Here is a 17515-nt window from a genome sequence, read left to right as displayed (position 1 = left end):
CGTTCCGCAAGCGATCATCGTTCGGGCCGGATGCCGGGGGTTCCCCCGCCTCCGGCCCGTTCGTCGTATCCGGGGTCGTGTCCGTCCCGGGCGCGGGCGTCAGCTTCGCGCGTCGGGACCCCGGCACCCGCTCGACGCGCTGGCGCTCAGTCGACATCGATCGGCTGAGTCGACCCGGGGGCCGCAGGCGTCTCGGGCTGCACGCCGATGACACCGGCGATGCGCAGCGCGACGGCGGCCGGGTCGTTGTAGACGTCGAACGCGTGCACGCGGACGTAATGCCAGCCCAGGCGTCGCAGCAGCTGCGGACGGCGACGGAGGGTCTCGCGGAGGCTGTCGTGGCCGCCCTCACCGTCCAGGTCCGCGACGACGGCCTTGCCCTTGTACTGCGCGACCAGCGGCAGTTGACCCCCGCGGTAGTGGACGTCGACCGAGACGCCGAGGCTCCGCAGGTGCTGCGCGAGGGTGAGCGTGAGCGGATCGGCGAGGTCTTCGAGACGGGCGTCGCGCCCGCGGGCGGCGATGCGCCCGAGGATCGACATGAGGGTGGCGGCGCCGTGCGTGAGGCGCCCCTCGTCGAAGGCCGACGGCCGGATCGACGACACGATGACCATCGACCTGCGGGCGCGCGTCATGCCGACCGTCAGCAGTCGCTCGCCGTCGGGCGTCGAGAGATCTCCGAAGTCGCTCAGGACGCGGCCGTGCTTGGTGAGTCCGAAGCCGAGCGAGAAAATGACGCGGTCGCGGCTCTCCGCCACGGATTCCTCGAGGCCGAGGACGGCGAACGGCTCGGCCGTCTCGCGACCCACGAAGTCGGCGACGTCCGAACGTCCCGCGAACGCGCTCGCGACGGCGGCGCGGATGCGATCGGCGTGGCGCGCCGAGGCGGTGACGACCATGAGCGACTCGGCCGGGCGATTGATCGCATGTTCGACGACCAGGGTGACGACGCGGGCGACCTCGGCATCCGGGCTCTCCACCGCTCCGGTGTCGGGATCCGGTGCCCCCGTGCCGCCTTCGACGTAGTCGACGCTGAGGCTGCCGCGGCCGAGGTACGACCCGGCCCAGGGCAGAGAGCTGATCGCTCCCCCGTAGAAGGCGTCGTTGACGAGTTCCGCGAGGTCCTCGCCACCGGCGCGGTAGCTGCGGGTCAGGGTCTCGACGGGGATCAGCTCGCTCAGCCGGTCGAAGACGCTCGTGTCGTCGAAGGGCACCTCGGGCCCGTCGACGTCCTCCCCGCGCCCCGACCAGAGCCGGAACGGTGTCGGCTTCTGCGTCACGGGGTCGCCGAAGACGACGATCTGACGCGCGCGGCGGAGAGCGGGCGTCGCCTCGGCGAGGCAGAGGGCCGCGGCATCCGCGATGATCACGACGTCGAAGTCGGGGTGATCGGGAACGTTCGGGACGTCGTACGGCGATGCGAGCCAGACGGGGGCGAGGACCCGCATGAGCGTGGGAGCCGAGGCGACCAGCTCCGCGGCCGAGGCAGTCCCGCCGCGCAGGGCCGCCTTCAGGGACGCGGCTTCGCGCGGCTCGTCGACGATCGCGATCCGCCACCGTTTGGCGAGTTCCGACGAGAGGAGGGGCCCGGCCGACGAGGCGTGGGCTTCGTCGACCAGACGGAAGTCGCGCTCGAGTCGATCGAGAACCGTCGTGTTCGCGCCGAGCAGGGCCCGGTCCGAGCGCAGCATCGCCTCGAGGGCCGAGCGCCACCACGCGTACTCGAATTCGCTCGCGACCTCGGACTCGGGCACGTGACGCGTCGAGAGTTCCATGAGGAGCGGCTCGAGTCCGAGCTGGGCGAGTTCACCGCGCAGCGCTGCTCGTTCGACGAGGTTGTCGAAGACGTCGGATGCCGCGGCGAGCCCTGCGAGCGTGCGGAGCAGCTGCGGAATCGGGAGCGAGGCCAGGCTCTCGGTGCGGCCGAGCGCGGTGTCGAGCTCGCCCAGGTCCGCATTCGCCCGCTGCCACGCAGCGGCGACGTCGTCGAGTCCGATGGGGATCTCGGGGGTCACACCGGCGTCGACGACCTTCTGCCACGCGGCGCGCTGCTGCTGCACGCGGAGCAGGGCTTCGTGCATGTCGGTGACGTGCATGCCGGGACGCACGTACTCCTTCGACAGCCGGCGCAGTCGCCGGCGGTTGGCGGGCGTCATCTGCGCCGAGTCGCGGCGAGACGAGTGAGCCGCGATCAGATCGGTCAGCGGCCGCTCGAAGATCGTGGGACTGAAGCGGTCGAGCGACGCCCGGATGCCCTGCAGCAGCTGGACGTACGAGCCCATCTCGGCGATCGAGGTGAACGGACGCATCCGGGTCTGCCCGATGAGCTCGTAGCCGCGCTCCAGGAGTCCCGGAACCTCCGTGCGGTGCAAGCGACCCGCCAGGGCGTGCGCGGCGCGGGCCTCGTCGGTCGTCGTGAACGCGACGCCGTACCAGGGCGAGTCGTCCGGTCCGATGCGGAACTCTCCCAGGCGGGCGGACGCGGCGAGCGCCTCCGCGGCCTCGACGCGACGGGTCGCCAGCCGCTGCACGGTCGCCAGATCGAACCGCGTCGTCGCGGTCGGCTGCGGGTCGTGCTCGGCGATGCGGGTCAGCTCACGGAGCGCTTCGAGGGGCGAGACGCCGACCGAGGCGTGCCGCTGGGTGAGAGCCGCGCGGTAGTCGCGGAGCACGGTGCGAAGCCGGACGAGCGCGTCGTCGACCTCGGCGACCTTGGGCTGCTCGGCCTTCTCGTTCCGGCCGATCGCGCGGACGAGATCGCGGTGCAAGCGCGCCGGCGAGACGGCGAGTCCCGGGAGCCCGATGCCGGCCAGACGGTGCCGCACGCCGTCGAGCGTCGAGCGCCGGGCGCTGACGACGAGGACGCGCTTTCCGGAGCGCACGAGTTCGCCGACGGCGTTGATGACCGTCTGCGTGCCGCCCGTGCCGGGCAGGGTGTGGACGGCGAGCGACTGCCCCTCGGTGATGCGGGCGAGCACAGCCTCCTGCTCCGCATCCGCGTCGAGGAGGAGTCGATCCGCAGCGGGCGTCCGGTCATCGGGACCGACAGCGGCGGGCTGCGGCCGGACGAAGGAGAGGCGCTCGCGATCAGCGGGGTGCCCGGCGAGAGCGTTGAGCACGGGGTGGTCGAGGTCGACGGCATCCCGTTCCATGTCGGAGGCCACGTCGGCGAAGGTGGAGACGACCAGGCGCGGCAGCACGGTGAACGTCTGCACGTGCGCCGTCAGGGCACGCAGGCGGTCGATGACCGGCTGCGGCTGGAACACTCCGCCGTCGTACGCGAGGGCGGCCAGGGCGTCGCCGTCGATGTCGACGCCGAAGTGGATGCGCGCGGCCGTGACGAGCTCCGGATTGATGTGGAACGTCCCGTGGAGCCGCAGATCGAAGTCCGTGTGATGACGCCGGATCGTGAGGGGGCGGAGCAGGACAGGAGCCGTGCAGCTGACGCCTCCGATGCGCCAGGACGCCATGCCGATCGCCAGGTGGACGGTGTCCAGGCCTCGCGCGGTGCGCAACTCGACGTCCTTCGACGTGATGCGCTCGGCGGCCAGCCGCGCAGTGCGCAGGGCCACCTCGTCGCGGAACATGTTCGACAGCAGTGTCGGACGTCCGGTGATGAACTGCGGCAGGCTTCCCGGGTGGGCCTTCGTGATGTCGATGCCGGCGTCGCCGTCGTCGCGGTAGTGCAGCAGCGTCGAGGCGCCGCCGAGCTGCGCGGCTTCTTCGCGCAGACGCTTCCGCTCGGGCACCGCAGCGTGCATGACGAGGACCTCGGGGTCGGACAAGGTCACGTCCGCCGGGGTCACCGCGGGCGTCTGCTCGGCCGTCTCGCCGCGCACAGCACCGCTCTCTGCTCGCCACACACGAGAAACATTAGGCGCGTCGGGCTGGGAAATCGGGATCGACGGCCGAGTTTCGCGGATCGGCTGTCATGTGCGCCCGAGTTTCCTCCACATTCGACTCGGGATGCCGCTTCTCCCCCGCTCCCGCGTCCCCTCATCGCGGGGAACGTCGCCGCGCGAAGATGAGGACATGACGAACGCAACCTACTCGGTGCACCCGACACCGATCGGCGAGGCCCTCCTGGTGACGACCGGTGAGGGCCTCGTCGCGCTGTCCGTCCTGGACGGTCCCGCCTACGCCGAGGTGGCACGGCTCAGCCTTCTGCTGCGCGACGTGCCGCTCGAGGACGACGGGCCGTCCGCCGCCGCGGCGAGGGAGCTCGACGAGTACTTCGCCGGCGAACGTCGGGACTTCACCGTTCCGCTGGACTGGGGACTGACAGCGGGCTTCACCCGACGTGCGCTCGAGGCGATCCTCGAGGTGCCGTACGGCCAGACGGCGTCGTACGCAGAGGTGGCGATCGCGGCGGGGGCTCCCCGGGCGCATCGCGCGGTGGGGACCGCGTGCGCCCGCACCCCGTGGTCGATCGTCCTTCCTGCGCATCGGGTGATCCGCAGCGACGGGTCGATCGGCGAGTACGGCGGCAGGCCCGAGCACAAGCGGTTCCTCCTCGACCTCGAGGAGCGTGTCGCGACGGGGACCGGCCGCGCATGACGGAGGCGGGCAGGGACGTGTAGGCCGTCCCTGCCCGCCTCGTCGCGGCATCCGCTCTGTTAGTGGTCGACCGCCTTCTCGGCGCCGTACCCGGTCAGCGAGCGGACCTCCATCTCGGCGGCCTTGGTGGCGTCTTCGGCCTTCCGTGAGGTCACCGACCCCAGCCACCCGAGGAGGAAGCCCACCGGGATCGACACGATGCCCGGGTTGTTGAGCGGCCAGATCGCCGTGCCGACATTCTTGAACACGCTCGTCTCCGTGCCCCAGAACACCGGCGACAGGACGATGAGGACGATCGCGGTAGCGAGGCCGCCGTACATGCTCCACACCGCCCCGCGGGTCGTGAACTTCCGCCAGAAGAGCGAGTACAGGATCGTCGGAAGGTTCGCCGAGGCGGCGACCGCGAAGGCCAGCGCCACGAGGAACGCGACGTTCTGCCCCTGCACACCGATGCCGCCGAGGATCGCCAGCACGCCGATCACGATGACCGTGCGTCGGGCGACCTTGACCTCTCCGTCCGGCGGGACGTTCCCCTTCTTCACGACGTTCGCGTAGATGTCGTGGGCGAAGGATGCCGCCGCCGTGATCGTGAGGCCGGCGACGACGGCGAGGATCGTCGCGAAGGCGACCGCCGAGATGAAGCCGAGCAGGACCGGTCCACCCAAGGCCGCCGCCAGGAGCGGAGCCGCGGAGTTGACGCCGCCGGGCGCAGCCTTGATCGTCTCCGACCCGACGATCGCACCCGCGCCGTAGCCGAGGACGAGCGTCAGGAGGTAGAAGAGGCCGATGAGCCAGATCGCCCAGACGACCGAGCGACGTGCTTCCTTCGCCGTCGGCACCGTGTAGAAGCGCATCAGGACGTGCGGCAGGCCCGCCGTGCCGAGGACGAGGGCGATCGCGAGGGAGATGAAGTCCCACGGATTCGCGCCGTACTGCAGGCCCGGGCCGAGGATCGCCTCCTGCGGGTCGGTCGTCGACTTCTGGACAGCGGACTCGAGCAGCGAGTCGAGGCTGAACCCGTTGATCGCGAGAACCCAGATCGTCATGACGATGGCACCGCCGATGAGCAGGAACGCCTTCACGATCTGCACCCAGGTCGTGCCCTTCATACCGCCGATGAGGACGTAGACGATCATCAGGACACCGACGACCGCGACCACGATCGACTGTCCGATCTGCTCGGTGATGCCGAGGAGGAGCGAGACGAGCCCGCCCGCGCCGGCCATCTGCGCGAGCAGGTAGAAGAAGCAGACGGCGAGGGTGGTGATCGCGGCCGCGAGGCGCACCGGGCGCTGCTTCAGGCGGAATGACAGCACGTCGGCCATGGTGAACTTGCCGGTGTTGCGCATGAGCTCGGCGACCAGCAGCAGGGCGACGAGCCACGCCACGAGGAAGCCGATCGAATACAGGAAGCCGTCGTAACCGTTGATCGCGATGGCGCCGACGATGCCGAGGAAGGATGCCGCCGAGAGGTAGTCGCCGGCGATGGCGAAACCGTTCTGCGGGCCGGTGAAGGAGCGACCGGCGGCGTAGTAATCGGCGGCGGTCTTGTTGTTGCGGCTCGCGCGGATCACGATGAACAGCGTCACCGCGACGAACGCGCCGAAGATCGAGATGTTGAGGACGGGATTGTTCTCGGCTGCGGTAGCGGGCGCCGCTGCGGCGAGGATGGGACTCATCGGGCTTCCTGCCTCTCGAGGTCGGCGCGGATCTCGGACGAGATCGGGTCGAGCGTCCGGTTCGCGAAGGCGACGTAGCCCATCGTGATCGCGAAGGTCGTGATGAACTGGCCGAGCCCCAGGAGCAGGCCGATGGTGATGTGGCCGAAGACCTCCTGCGCCATGAAGTCGGGCGCGAAGGACGAGAGCAGGACGTAGACGAAGTACCAGACGAGGAAGAGCACAGCGAGCGGGAAAACGACGCTGCGATGTTTCTTCTTCAGTTCGACGAACCGCGGCGATTCCTCGACCGCGACGTAGTCGATGGCACTCCCTTCGACGCCTCCGTGGGGTGACTGCGACGACATGTGGCCTCCTTGCCTCATGGGGTGAGCTGCGATGCTCTCACCGGCCGTTCCTGAGAATCAGCCGCGTGGTAGGTTCGACCGTACGAAGGCGGCAGAGGTGCCGTCACCCCCGGAAGTAGGTACGCGTGGGATCGTCGGCAGAGAGCGACGCGGACACGCGGCTCGTCTCCCGAGCCGTGTCGGATCTGGCTCGTCAGACCCGGTTTCCCGTCGTCTTCGGAGGCCTCGAACGAGGCGGCGCCGTGCACGTGACCGCCATCGCCGGAACGCGGACCCGCAGCATCGAAGGCCTCGTCGTCGAAGCCGGCCGGGGACTCGGTGGTGCAGCCATGCTCGAGAAGCGGCCCCGCCTCGCTCTGGACTATCGGACCGCCCGCACGATCACCCACGACTACGACCGGGCGATCCTGGGCGAAGGCATCTCGACGCTCCTCGCCGTCCCCGTGGTCGTCACCGGGCGCCCGCGCGGCATCGTGTACTGCGGCTCGTGGACCCCCGGTCCCGTCGGTGACCTCGTCAGCCGCCCGGCTTTCAAAGCGGCCGACATGCTCGCCACCGAGCTGCGTGTCCGCGAGGAGGTGGAGCGCCGAGTGGCCGCACTCCTACCCGCTGAGCCCGCTCTCCCCGCCGCCGCGCAGGAGGACCTGCGCGAGAGCTATGCCGAGCTGCGGAGCATCGCGGCATCCGTCTCCGACCCCGACATCCGCGACCGGATCGCCGCCGTCGAGAAGAGGCTGACGGGGATGACCCGCCCGGCCGCCGGGGAGGCATCGCTCGACGTCGCCCTCTCGCCGCGGGAGCTGGACGTCCTGGCGTGCTGCGCCCTCGGCGCGACGAATGCCGAGATCGCCGCGTCGCTGTCGCTGCGCGAAGGGACGGTCAAGTCCTATCTGCAGGCGGCGATGGCGAAGCTGGATGCCTCGACCCGTCATGCCGCCGTGGCCAAGGCGCGCCGGGCCGGATTGCTGCCGTAGCGGCCGTCCGCACCACTAGGCTCGGCGCATGGCCCGCAAAATCGTGCACCAGCTCGTCGACGACCTGGACGGCACCGTCCTCGAAGTCGGCGACGGCGAGACCGTCCTCTTCTCCGTCGACGGCACTGCCTACGAGATCGATCTCACCCACGACAACGCGAATGCGCTCCGCGACGCGCTGGCGCCGTACGTCGACGCGGCCCGACGCGTCTCGAACCGGGCGAGCTCGGGCCGCCCCGCGGCATCCTCGAGCGGAAGCCGCACGCAGAAGCGCGGCGGTCAGCGCGATTACGCGCCGATCCGCGAGTGGGCGGCGAAGAACGGCTATCAGGTCTCTGAGCGCGGGCGCGTCCCCGCGCAGGTGCTCGACGCGTACGACGCCGCGCACTGACCCGGTCACACTCCCCCGGCGCTGACCGGGAACGAGCCGTCACGCCGCACCGCTGCCGCATCTCCCGGCGCTAGCCGAGCACGAGCGTCACCGCGATGACCACCATGATCGCGGCGATGCCGCCGTCGAGGATCCGCCACGCGCGTTCGGTTCGCAGGAGGGGCGCGAGGTAGCGGGCGCCATAACCGAAGAGCACGAACCACAGGGTGCTGGCGGCGATCCCTCCGGCGAGGAAGAACCATCGCGCGTCGCCGTGTGTCGCGGCGACGGAACCGAGAACGACCGTCGTCTCCACGATCGCGTGGGGGTTCAACCAGGTGACGGCGAGGATGGTCACAAGCGTGGCGGTCCGGGTCGTCGTCCGTGAGCGGGTTCGCGTGAGCACCGCGCGGGCGGAGGAGGCATCCGTCTGTTCCTCGTCCGCGGCCACCTCGAGGCTCCCGCCGCCTCGCCATGCGCGACGCGCACTCACGATCGCGAACCCGACGATGAAGATCGCGCCCGCCCACCGCGCAGCGGTTTCGAGCCACGGGTGCGCGGTCACGACGGTGGCGATGCCGGCGACGCCGACGGTCTGCAGGATCGCGTCACTGACGACGCAGACCAGCACGACGATGCCGATGTGCTCGCGTCGCAGGCCTTGTCGCAGAACCACGGCGTTCTGCGCGCCGATCGAGATGATGAGTCCGAGGCACAGACCCAGGCCGGAGAGGAGGGCGACGAGATCGGGGGGCACGTCATCGACCGTACGGGTGCTTGTCGATGCAGTACAGCGAAGGATTGTGCACGATCTGAAGGAATGCTTCAGTACGCTCGGGATCGTGGACATCCCGTTGGAGCACCTGCGAACGCTCGCCGCCGCCGTCGATGCAGGCACTCTCGACCGCGCGGCCGCGCGGCTGGGCATCACGCCGAGTGCCGTCAGCCAGCGGATCCGCGTCATCGAACAGCGGGTGGGACGGGTGGTCCTCCGAAGGACGAAACCCGTGACCGCGACGCCGGCCGGTGAGCCGCTCGTCCGCCTGGCACGGCAGCTCGACTTGCTCGAGCACGACGCTCGGAGCGCGCTCGGCGACGACGGCCCGGCGCACGTCACGCTCGCGGTCAACGCGGATTCCCTCATCACGTGGTTCCTTCCCGCCCTGGCAGCCGTCACCGGCGCGCAGGACGTGACGTTCGAACTGCACCGCGAGGATCAGGAGCGCACCGCGCAGTTGCTCGCCGCTGGCACGGTGATGGCAGCCGTGACATCTCAGCGGGATCCGGTGGCAGGTTGCGTCGCCTCGCCCATCGGCCGCATGCGGTACACCGCCGTGGCGACCCAGGCCTTCGCTGACCGCTGGTTCCCCGACGGGGTGCGCAGCGCCGGCCTCGAAACCGCGCCCCGAGTGGACTTCGACCGGCACGACAGCCTGCAGAGCGCCTTCGCCCGTCGACACGGCGCGCGTCACGAGCCACCCCGGCACATCATCAGCGCGTCCGCCGAGTTCGCCCAGGCGGTCGCCCTGGGACTCGGGTGGGGGATGCTGCTTCCGGGTCAATTCGAAGCGGGCGTCGCCGCCGGATCGCTGACGATCCTCGCCGAGGACACCGTCGACGTCCCGCTCTACTGGCAGAGGTGGAACCTGTCCTCCGACCTGCTCGACACCGTGACGGACGCCGTCCGCCGCACCGCTGCCGCATCTCCCGTCCTCGCGTAGCCGCCGGAGACGACGTCGTCAATCCCCTCCGCCAACCCCACCCCCCGAGTGATGGTGGTCCCCTGGGATAAGCGTCGGCTGGGTGCGAGAGACGAGGTGCGGAACATGTACGTGGATTCTGAGACGCTGCGTGCGCTGCCCACCCGTCGGCCGGCGGATGCCCCGCCTCGAGCGTCCCGCATCCAATGGGACCTGATCGCCGAGGATCGGTACGAAGTGCGGATCGGCGGCGAGGTCGTCGGCTACATCGACGTCGTCGGAGCCGTGTACGTCGTCCTCACCGGTCCGCGATACGACCGGGCCGAAGAAGTCGCGCAGACGCTCGTCTGGTCGACCGCGACGACCGCTCTCGATCAACTCCGTTCACGCGGTTGATCACGTGGCCGCCTTATCGGCGGCCTTCCTCGCCCGGCGCGCGGCGTCGCGGGCGACGGTGCGCTCGTCAGTGAGACCGTCCACCGCCCTCTGAGCCGCGTCCAGATCGTTCGCCGTCCGGGCGCGTTCCCGGTCGATCTCGGCGAGGCGTTCCTCGAGCTCGGTCGCGCGCGTCCGGGCCGCTTCGAGGTGTTCCTCCACCCGGGCGAGCTCCTTCTCCGCACTCTCAGCGTGGCGGCGGGCGTCGGCCGCCGCCCGTGCGACCTCGCGGGCAGCGCGCCGTTCGGCGAGCTCGTCGTCGCCGTCGGTCCGGGCAGAACCCGCGTCGAACGGACCCGACACCGCACCCGATAGGTCGGGAGCGTCCATCCCGGTCGCCTCGATGGAACGCAGCAGTCGAGCGCTCGCGACGGCAGCGGCGGCATCCGAATCCCGCAGCGCCGCGTCGAGTGTCTGCTCGACAGCGGCACGCACCGCCGCGCCGACGTCCGCGCCGTTGTCGCCTGCGAGGATGACGGCGCGCTCGACGAGGTCACGAAGGATGCTGCGGCGCCGCGTCGTGAGCTCCGCGAGGGCACGTGCGTCGCCGGCATCCGCGGCTTCCCGGAACGCCTCGGCGAGCTCAGCGGCGGGCACCAGTGCCTCGGGGTCGTCGGCGGCGAGGAGGTTGACCACCCAGGCGGCGAGCACGGGCTTGCGCAGACCGCGGATGGCCGCTGCGAGGTCCCGGTCCTCGACCTCCTCCGCCGCAGCTTTCCGGAGCGCAACGAAATCACCGGCGGGAGCTACGCTGAGCCGCGCGGCGACCTCGATCAGCCGCGTGTCGCGATCGGCACCGGTCAATTCGCCATCCTCTCGCATGCCCGTCGCCCCCTCGAGCGGTCCGCGCCTGATCAGTTCGCCCAGAATGCGGCGGCCCCGAGAGCGAGGACGCAGACGATCAACGGGGCGACAGCGCCGGCGCGCCGGCGTATCGCACCGACGACGGCCAGAACCGCCGAGATCGCACTCACGGCGACGAAGCCGATCGTCCTCGGCCATCCCGTCTGCGTCACGATCACGACGTCACCCGACGCCGCCTCCCAGGTGCACTGCCGCCCCACGGGCCACATGGTCGCCTCCGCGGAGAGGAGGGCCGTTTCGGACACCAAGACACCCGCCGGGTGATCGTCGTTCCAGCACCGCGATTCGGTGTTCTCGCGGGTGTCGACGAAGAGGCCCCCGACGAGGATCAGTCCTGCGAGCACAGCGAGGACGAGCATGACCCCCGTGGCCGCACGCACGCGGAACCTACAGCCCTTGAGCCACCGCGGCGGCGGCGCGCATCCAGGCATCCTTCGTCCGGGGTTGGAGTGCGTCGTAGCGGATGCGGCCCGCCTTCAGGGAGTCGTCGAAGGGGATGATCTCGACCGCGCGGACGTGGCCCTCGAAGCCCGCCGCGATGCGTTGCGCGGCGCCGATCCCCGCCCGTTCGGACTGCCCGACCACGACGACGGCGCCGTCGGCGAGACGACGCGAGTGCTCGTCGCGCTTTCGGAGGGCGTCGAGCAGGAGCGCCGCGGACTCGGCGGATTCCGGAGCGGCGAGAGTCGGGACGACGAGCTGGTGCGCGGAGTCGATCATCCGCAGCCAGCGGTCGGCCGACTCGTCGTTGCCGGAATCGAAGATCACCATGCGGTAGTAGCGGGCGGCGACCTGAGCGAGGAGGTCGAAGTCCGCCGTGGTGATGCGCTGGTCGGCCGCGAGCAGTTCGGGGTTGGAGCGCAGCACGTCGTAGCGGTCGACGGACTGGTGGTGGACGAACCGCGCGATGTCCGAGACGGATGCCGTCGCTTCGAGCAGCCGCGGCGCTTCGGGCAGGAGATCGCGGATCGTCGTGTCGTAGTCACCCTGTTCGGTACGCCAGCCGAGCGTGCCGCGGGTGTCGTTGTTGTCCCAGGCGAGGACGTTTCCGCCACCGTGCCGTGCGAACACCGCCGAGAGGACCGCTGTGGTCATCGTCTTGCCGACGCCGCCCTTGCCGTTGGCGACCGCGATCGCGCGGCATCCCGCCCACTGGCGCGACACCGCCTTCTCGCGTTCCGCGCGCTCGATCTCCGCCTTCGACGGCTTCATGGGAACGCCGATCCGCACGAAGAACGCGCGCCAGCCGGTCACAGTGGCGGGGTGATCGCTGGGGGGCTCGATGAACGAGGGACGGGGACCGTGAGAAGCGGATGCCTCGAACGCGGTGTCGGGCGCGGGTGCGCCCTCGGGGGCCACGGGCTCTGCGGCGGAGATGTGCCCGTCGTCCACCTCGTCCGCGGGCTGAACCTCGGCCGCGAAGGACGCGCGAGCCACATCGACGGGGTCGGTGCCGGCGGTCGGACGACCGTCGGTCTCCGCTTCGGGGGTGGGCTCGGGCGCGGGCGCGGCAGCGGGGATCTCCGTCACCCGGGCAGGCTCCCAGCCCGCGGGAACGGGGTCGTCGAGGTCGTCGTCGTCGCCGTCGTCGACGGCGGACGAGGAGGAGGGGAAGAAGGCGGGCACCTCGGCGACGAGGGCGGGCTCGACGAGCGGCTCGGACTCCGGCTCGGGTTCCGGCGCCGGCTCGGGTCCAGACCCTGAGTCGGGCCCGGTCTGCGGTTCCGAGCCGTCGGCCGGCTCGGGATCGGTCGTCCACCACGCCTGCTGTCGCAGCTCGGAGCGCGTCACCGTACGGTCGTCGAGCTCCACGTCGATGGCACCGGCCGGATCGACGAGGAGTCGGTGCTCGCCACGGTCCCCGCTCGTGGCGAGTTCGATGGGCGCACCGGAGGCAGCGGCATCCGCTCGGACGCGATCGACGATCAGCCGACGTACGGCGTCCGCGTCAGCGGCCTCGAACGTCTCCTCCGCCCCGTCGGTCGCCGTGAACCGCGCGGTTCCGCCGGTGACGTGCGCAGACGCGCGTGCCGGGTCGCTGCCAGTGCTCATGGATTCCTTTCGATGGCCGACCGCGGGGACGGACCGCTCCCACGCTATCGCGACCGGCGTCAAAATCCCCGGTGGACGGGGAGGAACACGGGTTCAGCGTGCCTGATCGGGCGCCGAACCCCTCAGGGACGCGACCAGGACGGCGTTGCGCGAGCGGATGAGTCGCTGCAGATAGGGGCGCAGGAGCAGGGGTTCCACGGTCCAGCCGAACAGCGGCGAGCGCAACGTGACCGTGTCGGTCATGACCGTCAGATCGCATCCCCGGCGGTGTCCCCGCGATTACCCCGGCCCCCCGGATCGTGTCAGAGTACGGGGGTGGCGATTTCGGTGCTGGTGGTTGACGACGACGACGACATCGCTATGCTCCTCGTCTCGAGCCTCGAGCGCGCCGGCATCTCCGTCGCTCGGGCCGGCAACGGCCGAGAGGGCGTCGAACGGGTGCGCGCACACCGACCGCGGGTCGTCCTGATGGATTGGATGATGCCCGGGACGGACGGCATCCAAGCGTCCCAGGAGATCCGTCAGAGCGTCGACATCCCGCAGCCGCACATCATCATGCTGACCGCTCGAGTGCACAGCAGCGACCAGGAGGTGGCGCTCCGCGCCGGCGTGGACGAGGTCGTCGCGAAGCCGTTCCGTCCGCGCGAGATCGTCGGGCACGTGCGGGAGCTGCTCGAGCTCGCGAGCTGAGCCCTGCTACGCCGTCAGCGGACATCCACCCGCGGGGGGACGCGGATGTCGGCAGGTAGTGGCACTCTGAGATCCATGCTCGGAACCCTTCTGGTCCGGTACCTCCGGACCTATCGCCTGCTGCTGATCGGCGTGCTGATCTTCCAGTTCGCGTCGGCCATGGCGGCGCTGTACCTCCCCCGCCTGAACGCCGACATCATCGACAAGGGCGTGACCCAGGGCGACGTCGGCTACATCTGGTCGCACGGCCTGCTCATGCTCGCCATCGCGCTCGGTCAGATCGTCGCGTCGATCGTCGCCACCTTCTTCGCCGCCCGCGCGGCGATGGCCGTCGGCCGCGACATCCGGCGCGACGTGTTCGAGCGCGTCAGCGGTTTCTCGGAGCGCGAGGTCACGCAGTTCGGAGCGGGCTCGCTCATCACCCGCAACACGAACGACGTGCAGCAGGTGCAGATGCTGGCGATGATGGGCGCGACGATGCTCGTGACCGCTCCCCTGCTCGCCATCGGTGGCATCATCATGGCGCTGCAGCAGGACGTCGGCCTCAGCTGGCTGATCGGCGTCTCGGTCCCAGTGCTCCTGGTGATCGGCGTCCTCATCATCAGCCGTATGGTGCCGCTGTTCCGCAGCTACCAGACCAAACTCGACGCCGTGAACCGCATCCTGCGCGAGCAGCTCACCGGGGTCCGTGTCGTCCGGGCCTTCGTCCGCGAGCCGATTGAGGAGGAGCGGTTCCGCGGCGCGAACACCGACATCCTCGTCGTGGGCCGCAAGGTCGGGTCGCTCTTCGTCCTCATGTTCCCGCTCGCGATGCTCGTCCTCAACGTCACGGTCGTCGGAGTCATCTGGTTCGGCGGCATCGAGGTCAACGAGGGCAGTGTGCAGATCGGCACCCTGTTCGCCTTCATGCAGTACATCGGTCAGATCCTCATGGGCGTCCTGATGGCCACCTTCATGACGATCATGATCCCTCGCGCGGCGGTCTCGGCCGATCGCATCGGCGAGGTCCTCGCCGTCGACGGCGGGCTCGTCCGTCCGGAGCGGCCCGTGAAGGAGTTCCCTCGCCCCGGAGCCGTCGAGTTCGAGAACGTGTCCTTCACCTATCCCGGCGCGGATTCCCCCGTGCTCGAAGGACTCACCTTCGCGGCGGCGCCGGGCGAGACGGTAGCCGTCGTCGGCTCGACGGGGGCAGGCAAGACGACGCTCGTCTCACTCATCCCCCGCCTGTTCGATGTCACCGGGGGCTCGGTGAAGGTCGCAGGTGTCGACGTGCGCGAGGCCGATCTCGACGAGCTCTGGAAGGGCATCGGGCTGGTCCCCCAGCGCGCGTTCCTGTTCACCGGAACCGTTGCGTCCAACCTGCGTTTCGGACGTGAAGAAGCCACCGACGACGAGATCTGGCACGCATTGGAGATCGCACAGGGCCGCGACTTCGTGGAGCAGATGGAAGGCGGGCTCGACGCCCGTATCGCCCAGGGCGGCACCAACGTCTCCGGCGGTCAGCGTCAGCGGCTGTCGATCGCCCGTGCGATCGTGCACCGCCCCGACATCCTCGTCTTCGACGACTCGTTCTCGGCCCTCGACCTCTCGACCGACGCCCGATTGCGGCAGGCACTCTGGCGCGAGCTGCCGGAGGTCACCAAGATCGTCGTCGCCCAGCGCGTCTCGACGATCATCGACGCGGACCGCATCGTGGTGCTCGATGCGGGCCGGATGGTCGGCGTGGGGACTCATACCGAGCTCCTCGCGACCAACGAGACGTACCGCGAGATCGTCGAATCGCAGCTGGGGGTGGACGCATGAGCGCGCTGGAGACGGAGATGACCGACGACGAGAAGCTCGAAGCGGAACTCGCTGAGCAGGCGCGTCTGAACAGCGGGTCGTGGGACTCGGTCGCCCCCGGGAAGGCGTCGCAGTTCGGCCCGAGCTTCCTCCGGATGATCGGGCTGCTCGCCCCGTTCAAGTGGCTCTTCGGCCTCGTCACGATCGCGGGAGCGGTCGGCGTGGTCCTCGCGGTGATCGCGCCGAAGGTGCTCGGCGAGGCGACGAACATCGTCTTCGAGGGATTCCTGTCCAAGACCCTCGGTGCCAACCCGGCGTTCGCCGGGCTGACCCAGAGCCAGACGGTCGAGGCCCTCCGCAGTCAGGGACAGAACGACTTCGCGAACATCGTGGCCGCGATGCAGAACTACACGCCCGGCTCGGGTGTCGACTTCGATGCCCTCAAGGTCGTCATCACGTGGGTGCTCGTCATCTACGTCGTGTCGGCCATCCTGACGTGGGCGCAGGGCTACGTCATCAACGTGATCATGGTCCGCACGATGTGGCGCCTGCGCGAGGACGTCGAGGCGAAGCTCAACCGCCTCCCGCTGTCGCACTTCGACCGCGTGCAGCGTGGCGAACTGATCTCGCGCGTCACGAACGACATCGACAACATCACGCAGACGATGCAGCAGTCGCTCTCGGGCGCGTTGACCGCCGTGCTCACGGTCGTGGGCGTGCTCGTCATGATGTTCTCGATCTCGTGGCAGCTCGCCATCGTCGCCCTCATCGCTCTTCCGCTCATGGCGGTGATCTTCGGCGTCATCGGCCCGAAGTCCCAGAAGGCCTTCGGCGTGCAATGGCGCAAGGTCGGCCGCCTCAACGCACGGGTCGAGGAGTCCTTCTCCGGCCACTCGCTCGTGCGCGTGTTCGGGCGCGAGGCCGACGCCCGTGCGAAGTTCCAGGAGGAGAACGAGGAGCTCTATCAGGCGGCCTTCAAGGCGCAGTTCCTCTCCGGCATGATCATGCCGTCGATGACGTTCGTCGGCAGTCTCACCTACGTCGGCATCGCCGTGCTCGGCGGGCTGATGGTCGCAAGCGGCCAGCTGCGCCTGGGCGATGTGCAGGCGTTCATCCAGTACTCGCAGCAGTTCACGCAGCCGCTGTCGGAGCTCGGCGGCATGGCCGCCGTGGTCCAGTCGGGCACCGCGTCGGCCGAGCGCGTGTTCGAGCTCCTCGACGCCGACGAGCAGGAACCGGATGCCGCCGACGCTCCCGCACGTGGCGACGGCCGCGGCGTCATCGAGTTCGAGCATGTGAAGTTCGCGTATGCGCCCGACCACCCGCTGATCACCGACCTGTCCTTCCGGGTCGAACCCGGTCAGACCGTAGCGATCGTGGGCCCGACCGGTGCCGGCAAGACGACGCTCGTCAACCTGCTGATGCGCTTCTACGAGCTCGATGGCGGCCGCATCCTGCTCGACGGGCAGGACATCGCCCAGCTCTCGCGCGACGACGTGCGCTCGCGCACCGGCATGGTCCTGCAGGACCCCTGGCTGTTCGCGGGAACGATCCGCGAGAACATCCGCTACGGCCGCGCCTCGGCGACGGACGACGAGATCGTGGATGCCGCGGTCGCGACGCGCGTGGACCGGTTCGTCCGTTCGCTGCCCGACGGATACGACACGATGCTCGACGAGGACGCCTCGAACGTCTCGGCCGGTGAGAAGCAGCTGATCACCATCGCCCGCGCCTTCGTCGCGCAGCCCGCGGTGCTGATCCTCGATGAGGCGACCTCCTCGGTCGACACCCGCACGGAGCTGCTGCTGCAGCACGCAATGGCGGCACTGCGCGAAGGCCGCACGTCCTTCGTCATCGCCCACCGCCTGTCGACGATCCGAGACGCGGACCTCATCCTCGTGATGGAGCACGGCGACATCGTCGAGAAGGGCACGCACGAGGAGCTAATCTCGCAGCAGGGCGCGTACTACCGGCTCTACCGTTCGCAGTTCGAGCAGGCGCACGACGACCTGGTCGAGGCGACACCGGCTGAGGAGGGCACTCCGCCGGCTGAGTGAGCGAGAGG

General features: G+C 69.8%; 16 protein-coding genes. 8 read left to right on the top strand and 8 right to left on the bottom strand.

The annotated features are described in order from the left end of the window. Positions 1-146: 146 nt before the first annotated feature. Complete coding sequence (locus tag BBA86_RS02495) at positions 147-3839, bottom strand: DEAD/DEAH box helicase (protein ID WP_065570102.1); 3693 nt, start codon at positions 3837-3839, stop codon at positions 147-149. A gap of 193 nt (positions 3840-4032) precedes the next feature. Between BBA86_RS02495 and BBA86_RS02490 the strand changes: the two genes are divergently transcribed. Then, positions 4033-4557: a methylated-DNA--[protein]-cysteine S-methyltransferase gene (locus BBA86_RS02490; RefSeq protein ID WP_065570101.1), complete on the top strand. Its 525-nt coding sequence runs from the start codon at positions 4033-4035 to the stop codon at positions 4555-4557. A gap of 59 nt (positions 4558-4616) precedes the next feature. Here the strand turns inward: BBA86_RS02490 and BBA86_RS02485 are convergent, their stop codons facing one another. Next, entirely contained in the window at positions 4617-6236 is a 1620-nt protein-coding gene (locus BBA86_RS02485; protein ID WP_065570100.1) for a cation acetate symporter, read from the bottom strand. Continuing rightward, positions 6233-6583 carry a DUF485 domain-containing protein gene (locus tag BBA86_RS02480; protein ID WP_065570099.1) on the bottom strand — a complete coding sequence of 117 codons (351 nt, stop codon included), beginning with the start codon at positions 6581-6583 and terminating at the stop codon, positions 6233-6235. Before BBA86_RS02480 ends, BBA86_RS02485 begins: the two co-directional genes overlap by 4 nt. Positions 6584-6708: 125 nt before the next feature. Here BBA86_RS02480 and BBA86_RS02475 point away from each other — a divergent pair, with 125 nt between their 5' ends. Further along, on the top strand, positions 6709-7557 hold the full coding sequence (locus BBA86_RS02475; RefSeq protein ID WP_065570098.1) for a helix-turn-helix transcriptional regulator: 849 nt from the start codon (positions 6709-6711) through the stop codon (positions 7555-7557). 28 nt (positions 7558-7585) lie between these two features. Next, the gene (locus BBA86_RS02470) at positions 7586-7948 is read left to right on the top strand and encodes a histone-like nucleoid-structuring protein Lsr2 (protein WP_065570097.1); all 363 of its coding nucleotides are present in this window, start codon (positions 7586-7588) and stop codon (positions 7946-7948) included. A gap of 70 nt (positions 7949-8018) precedes the next feature. On the opposite strand, the gene BBA86_RS02465 is transcribed toward BBA86_RS02470, so the two are convergent. Next, positions 8019-8684 carry a LysE/ArgO family amino acid transporter gene (locus BBA86_RS02465; protein ID WP_189318409.1) on the bottom strand — a complete coding sequence of 222 codons (666 nt, stop codon included), beginning with the start codon at positions 8682-8684 and terminating at the stop codon, positions 8019-8021. 85 nt (positions 8685-8769) lie between these two features. On the opposite strand from BBA86_RS02465, the gene BBA86_RS02460 reads away from it, so the two are divergent. Both BBA86_RS02460 and BBA86_RS02455 read left to right on the top strand, forming a co-directional pair. Beyond that, positions 8770-9648 (top strand): LysR family transcriptional regulator ArgP, encoded by an 879-nt coding sequence (locus BBA86_RS02460; RefSeq protein WP_223247003.1) that lies wholly within the window; start codon positions 8770-8772, stop codon positions 9646-9648. Between the two features lie 105 nt (positions 9649-9753). Next, on the top strand, positions 9754-10023 hold the full coding sequence (locus tag BBA86_RS02455; RefSeq protein ID WP_065570096.1) for a hypothetical protein: 270 nt from the start codon (positions 9754-9756) through the stop codon (positions 10021-10023). Here the strand turns inward: BBA86_RS02455 and BBA86_RS02450 are convergent, their stop codons facing one another. The 4 genes from BBA86_RS02450 to BBA86_RS02435 form a co-directional block, all read right to left on the bottom strand. Beyond that, positions 10024-10866, bottom strand: a complete 843-nt coding sequence (locus BBA86_RS02450) for a hypothetical protein (protein ID WP_065570169.1) — start codon at positions 10864-10866, stop codon at positions 10024-10026. Between the two features lie 50 nt (positions 10867-10916). Next, positions 10917-11306, bottom strand: coding sequence for a hypothetical protein (locus BBA86_RS02445; protein WP_065570095.1), 390 nt, complete (start codon positions 11304-11306; stop codon positions 10917-10919). Positions 11307-11313: 7 nt separating this feature from the next. Continuing rightward, positions 11314-12978 (bottom strand): ParA family protein, encoded by a 1665-nt coding sequence (locus tag BBA86_RS14735; protein ID WP_065570094.1) that lies wholly within the window; start codon positions 12976-12978, stop codon positions 11314-11316. Between the two features lie 93 nt (positions 12979-13071). Then, positions 13072-13221 (bottom strand): hypothetical protein, encoded by a 150-nt coding sequence (locus BBA86_RS02435; RefSeq protein WP_223247002.1) that lies wholly within the window; start codon positions 13219-13221, stop codon positions 13072-13074. A gap of 72 nt (positions 13222-13293) precedes the next feature. On the opposite strand from BBA86_RS02435, the gene BBA86_RS02430 reads away from it, so the two are divergent. The 3 genes from BBA86_RS02430 to BBA86_RS02420 all read left to right on the top strand — a co-directional run bounded on the left by BBA86_RS02430 (position 13294) and on the right by BBA86_RS02420 (position 17507). Next, positions 13294-13668: a response regulator gene (locus BBA86_RS02430; RefSeq protein ID WP_223247001.1), complete on the top strand. Its 375-nt coding sequence runs from the start codon at positions 13294-13296 to the stop codon at positions 13666-13668. Between the two features lie 75 nt (positions 13669-13743). Continuing rightward, positions 13744-15471: an ABC transporter ATP-binding protein gene (locus BBA86_RS02425; protein ID WP_065570093.1), complete on the top strand. Its 1728-nt coding sequence runs from the start codon at positions 13744-13746 to the stop codon at positions 15469-15471. Further along, entirely contained in the window at positions 15468-17507 is a 2040-nt protein-coding gene (locus tag BBA86_RS02420; protein WP_065570092.1) for an ABC transporter ATP-binding protein, read from the top strand. Before BBA86_RS02425 ends, BBA86_RS02420 begins: the two co-directional genes overlap by 4 nt. Positions 17508-17515: the final 8 nt, after the last annotated feature.

It is taken from the genome of Microbacterium oleivorans, assembly GCF_001691565.1.
Taxonomy (GTDB): domain Bacteria; phylum Actinomycetota; class Actinomycetes; order Actinomycetales; family Microbacteriaceae; genus Microbacterium; species Microbacterium oleivorans_B.
The sequence above is the reverse complement of the archived record's forward strand: the minus strand, read 5'-3'. Positions and strand labels throughout refer to the sequence as shown.

Bases quoted from the DNA above. Each gene is read 5' to 3' on its own strand.
- BBA86_RS14735 (WP_065570094.1), bottom strand. From the start codon at position 12,978: ATGAGCACTGGCAGCGACCCGGCACGCGCGTCTGCGCACGTCACCGGC.
- BBA86_RS02480 (WP_065570099.1), bottom strand. From the start codon at position 6,583: ATGTCGTCGCAGTCACCCCACGGAGGCGTCGAAGGGAGTGCCATCGAC.
- BBA86_RS02470 (WP_065570097.1), top strand. From the start codon at position 7,586: ATGGCCCGCAAAATCGTGCACCAGCTCGTCGACGACCTGGACGGCACC.
- BBA86_RS02490 (WP_065570101.1), top strand. From the start codon at position 4,033: ATGACGAACGCAACCTACTCGGTGCACCCGACACCGATCGGCGAGGCC.
- BBA86_RS02455 (WP_065570096.1), top strand. From the start codon at position 9,754: ATGTACGTGGATTCTGAGACGCTGCGTGCGCTGCCCACCCGTCGGCCG.
- BBA86_RS02420 (WP_065570092.1), top strand. From the start codon at position 15,468: ATGAGCGCGCTGGAGACGGAGATGACCGACGACGAGAAGCTCGAAGCG.
- BBA86_RS02425 (WP_065570093.1), top strand. From the start codon at position 13,744: ATGCTCGGAACCCTTCTGGTCCGGTACCTCCGGACCTATCGCCTGCTG.
- BBA86_RS02485 (WP_065570100.1), bottom strand. From the start codon at position 6,236: ATGAGTCCCATCCTCGCCGCAGCGGCGCCCGCTACCGCAGCCGAGAAC.
- BBA86_RS02435 (WP_223247002.1), bottom strand. From the start codon at position 13,221: ATGACCGACACGGTCACGTTGCGCTCGCCGCTGTTCGGCTGGACCGTG.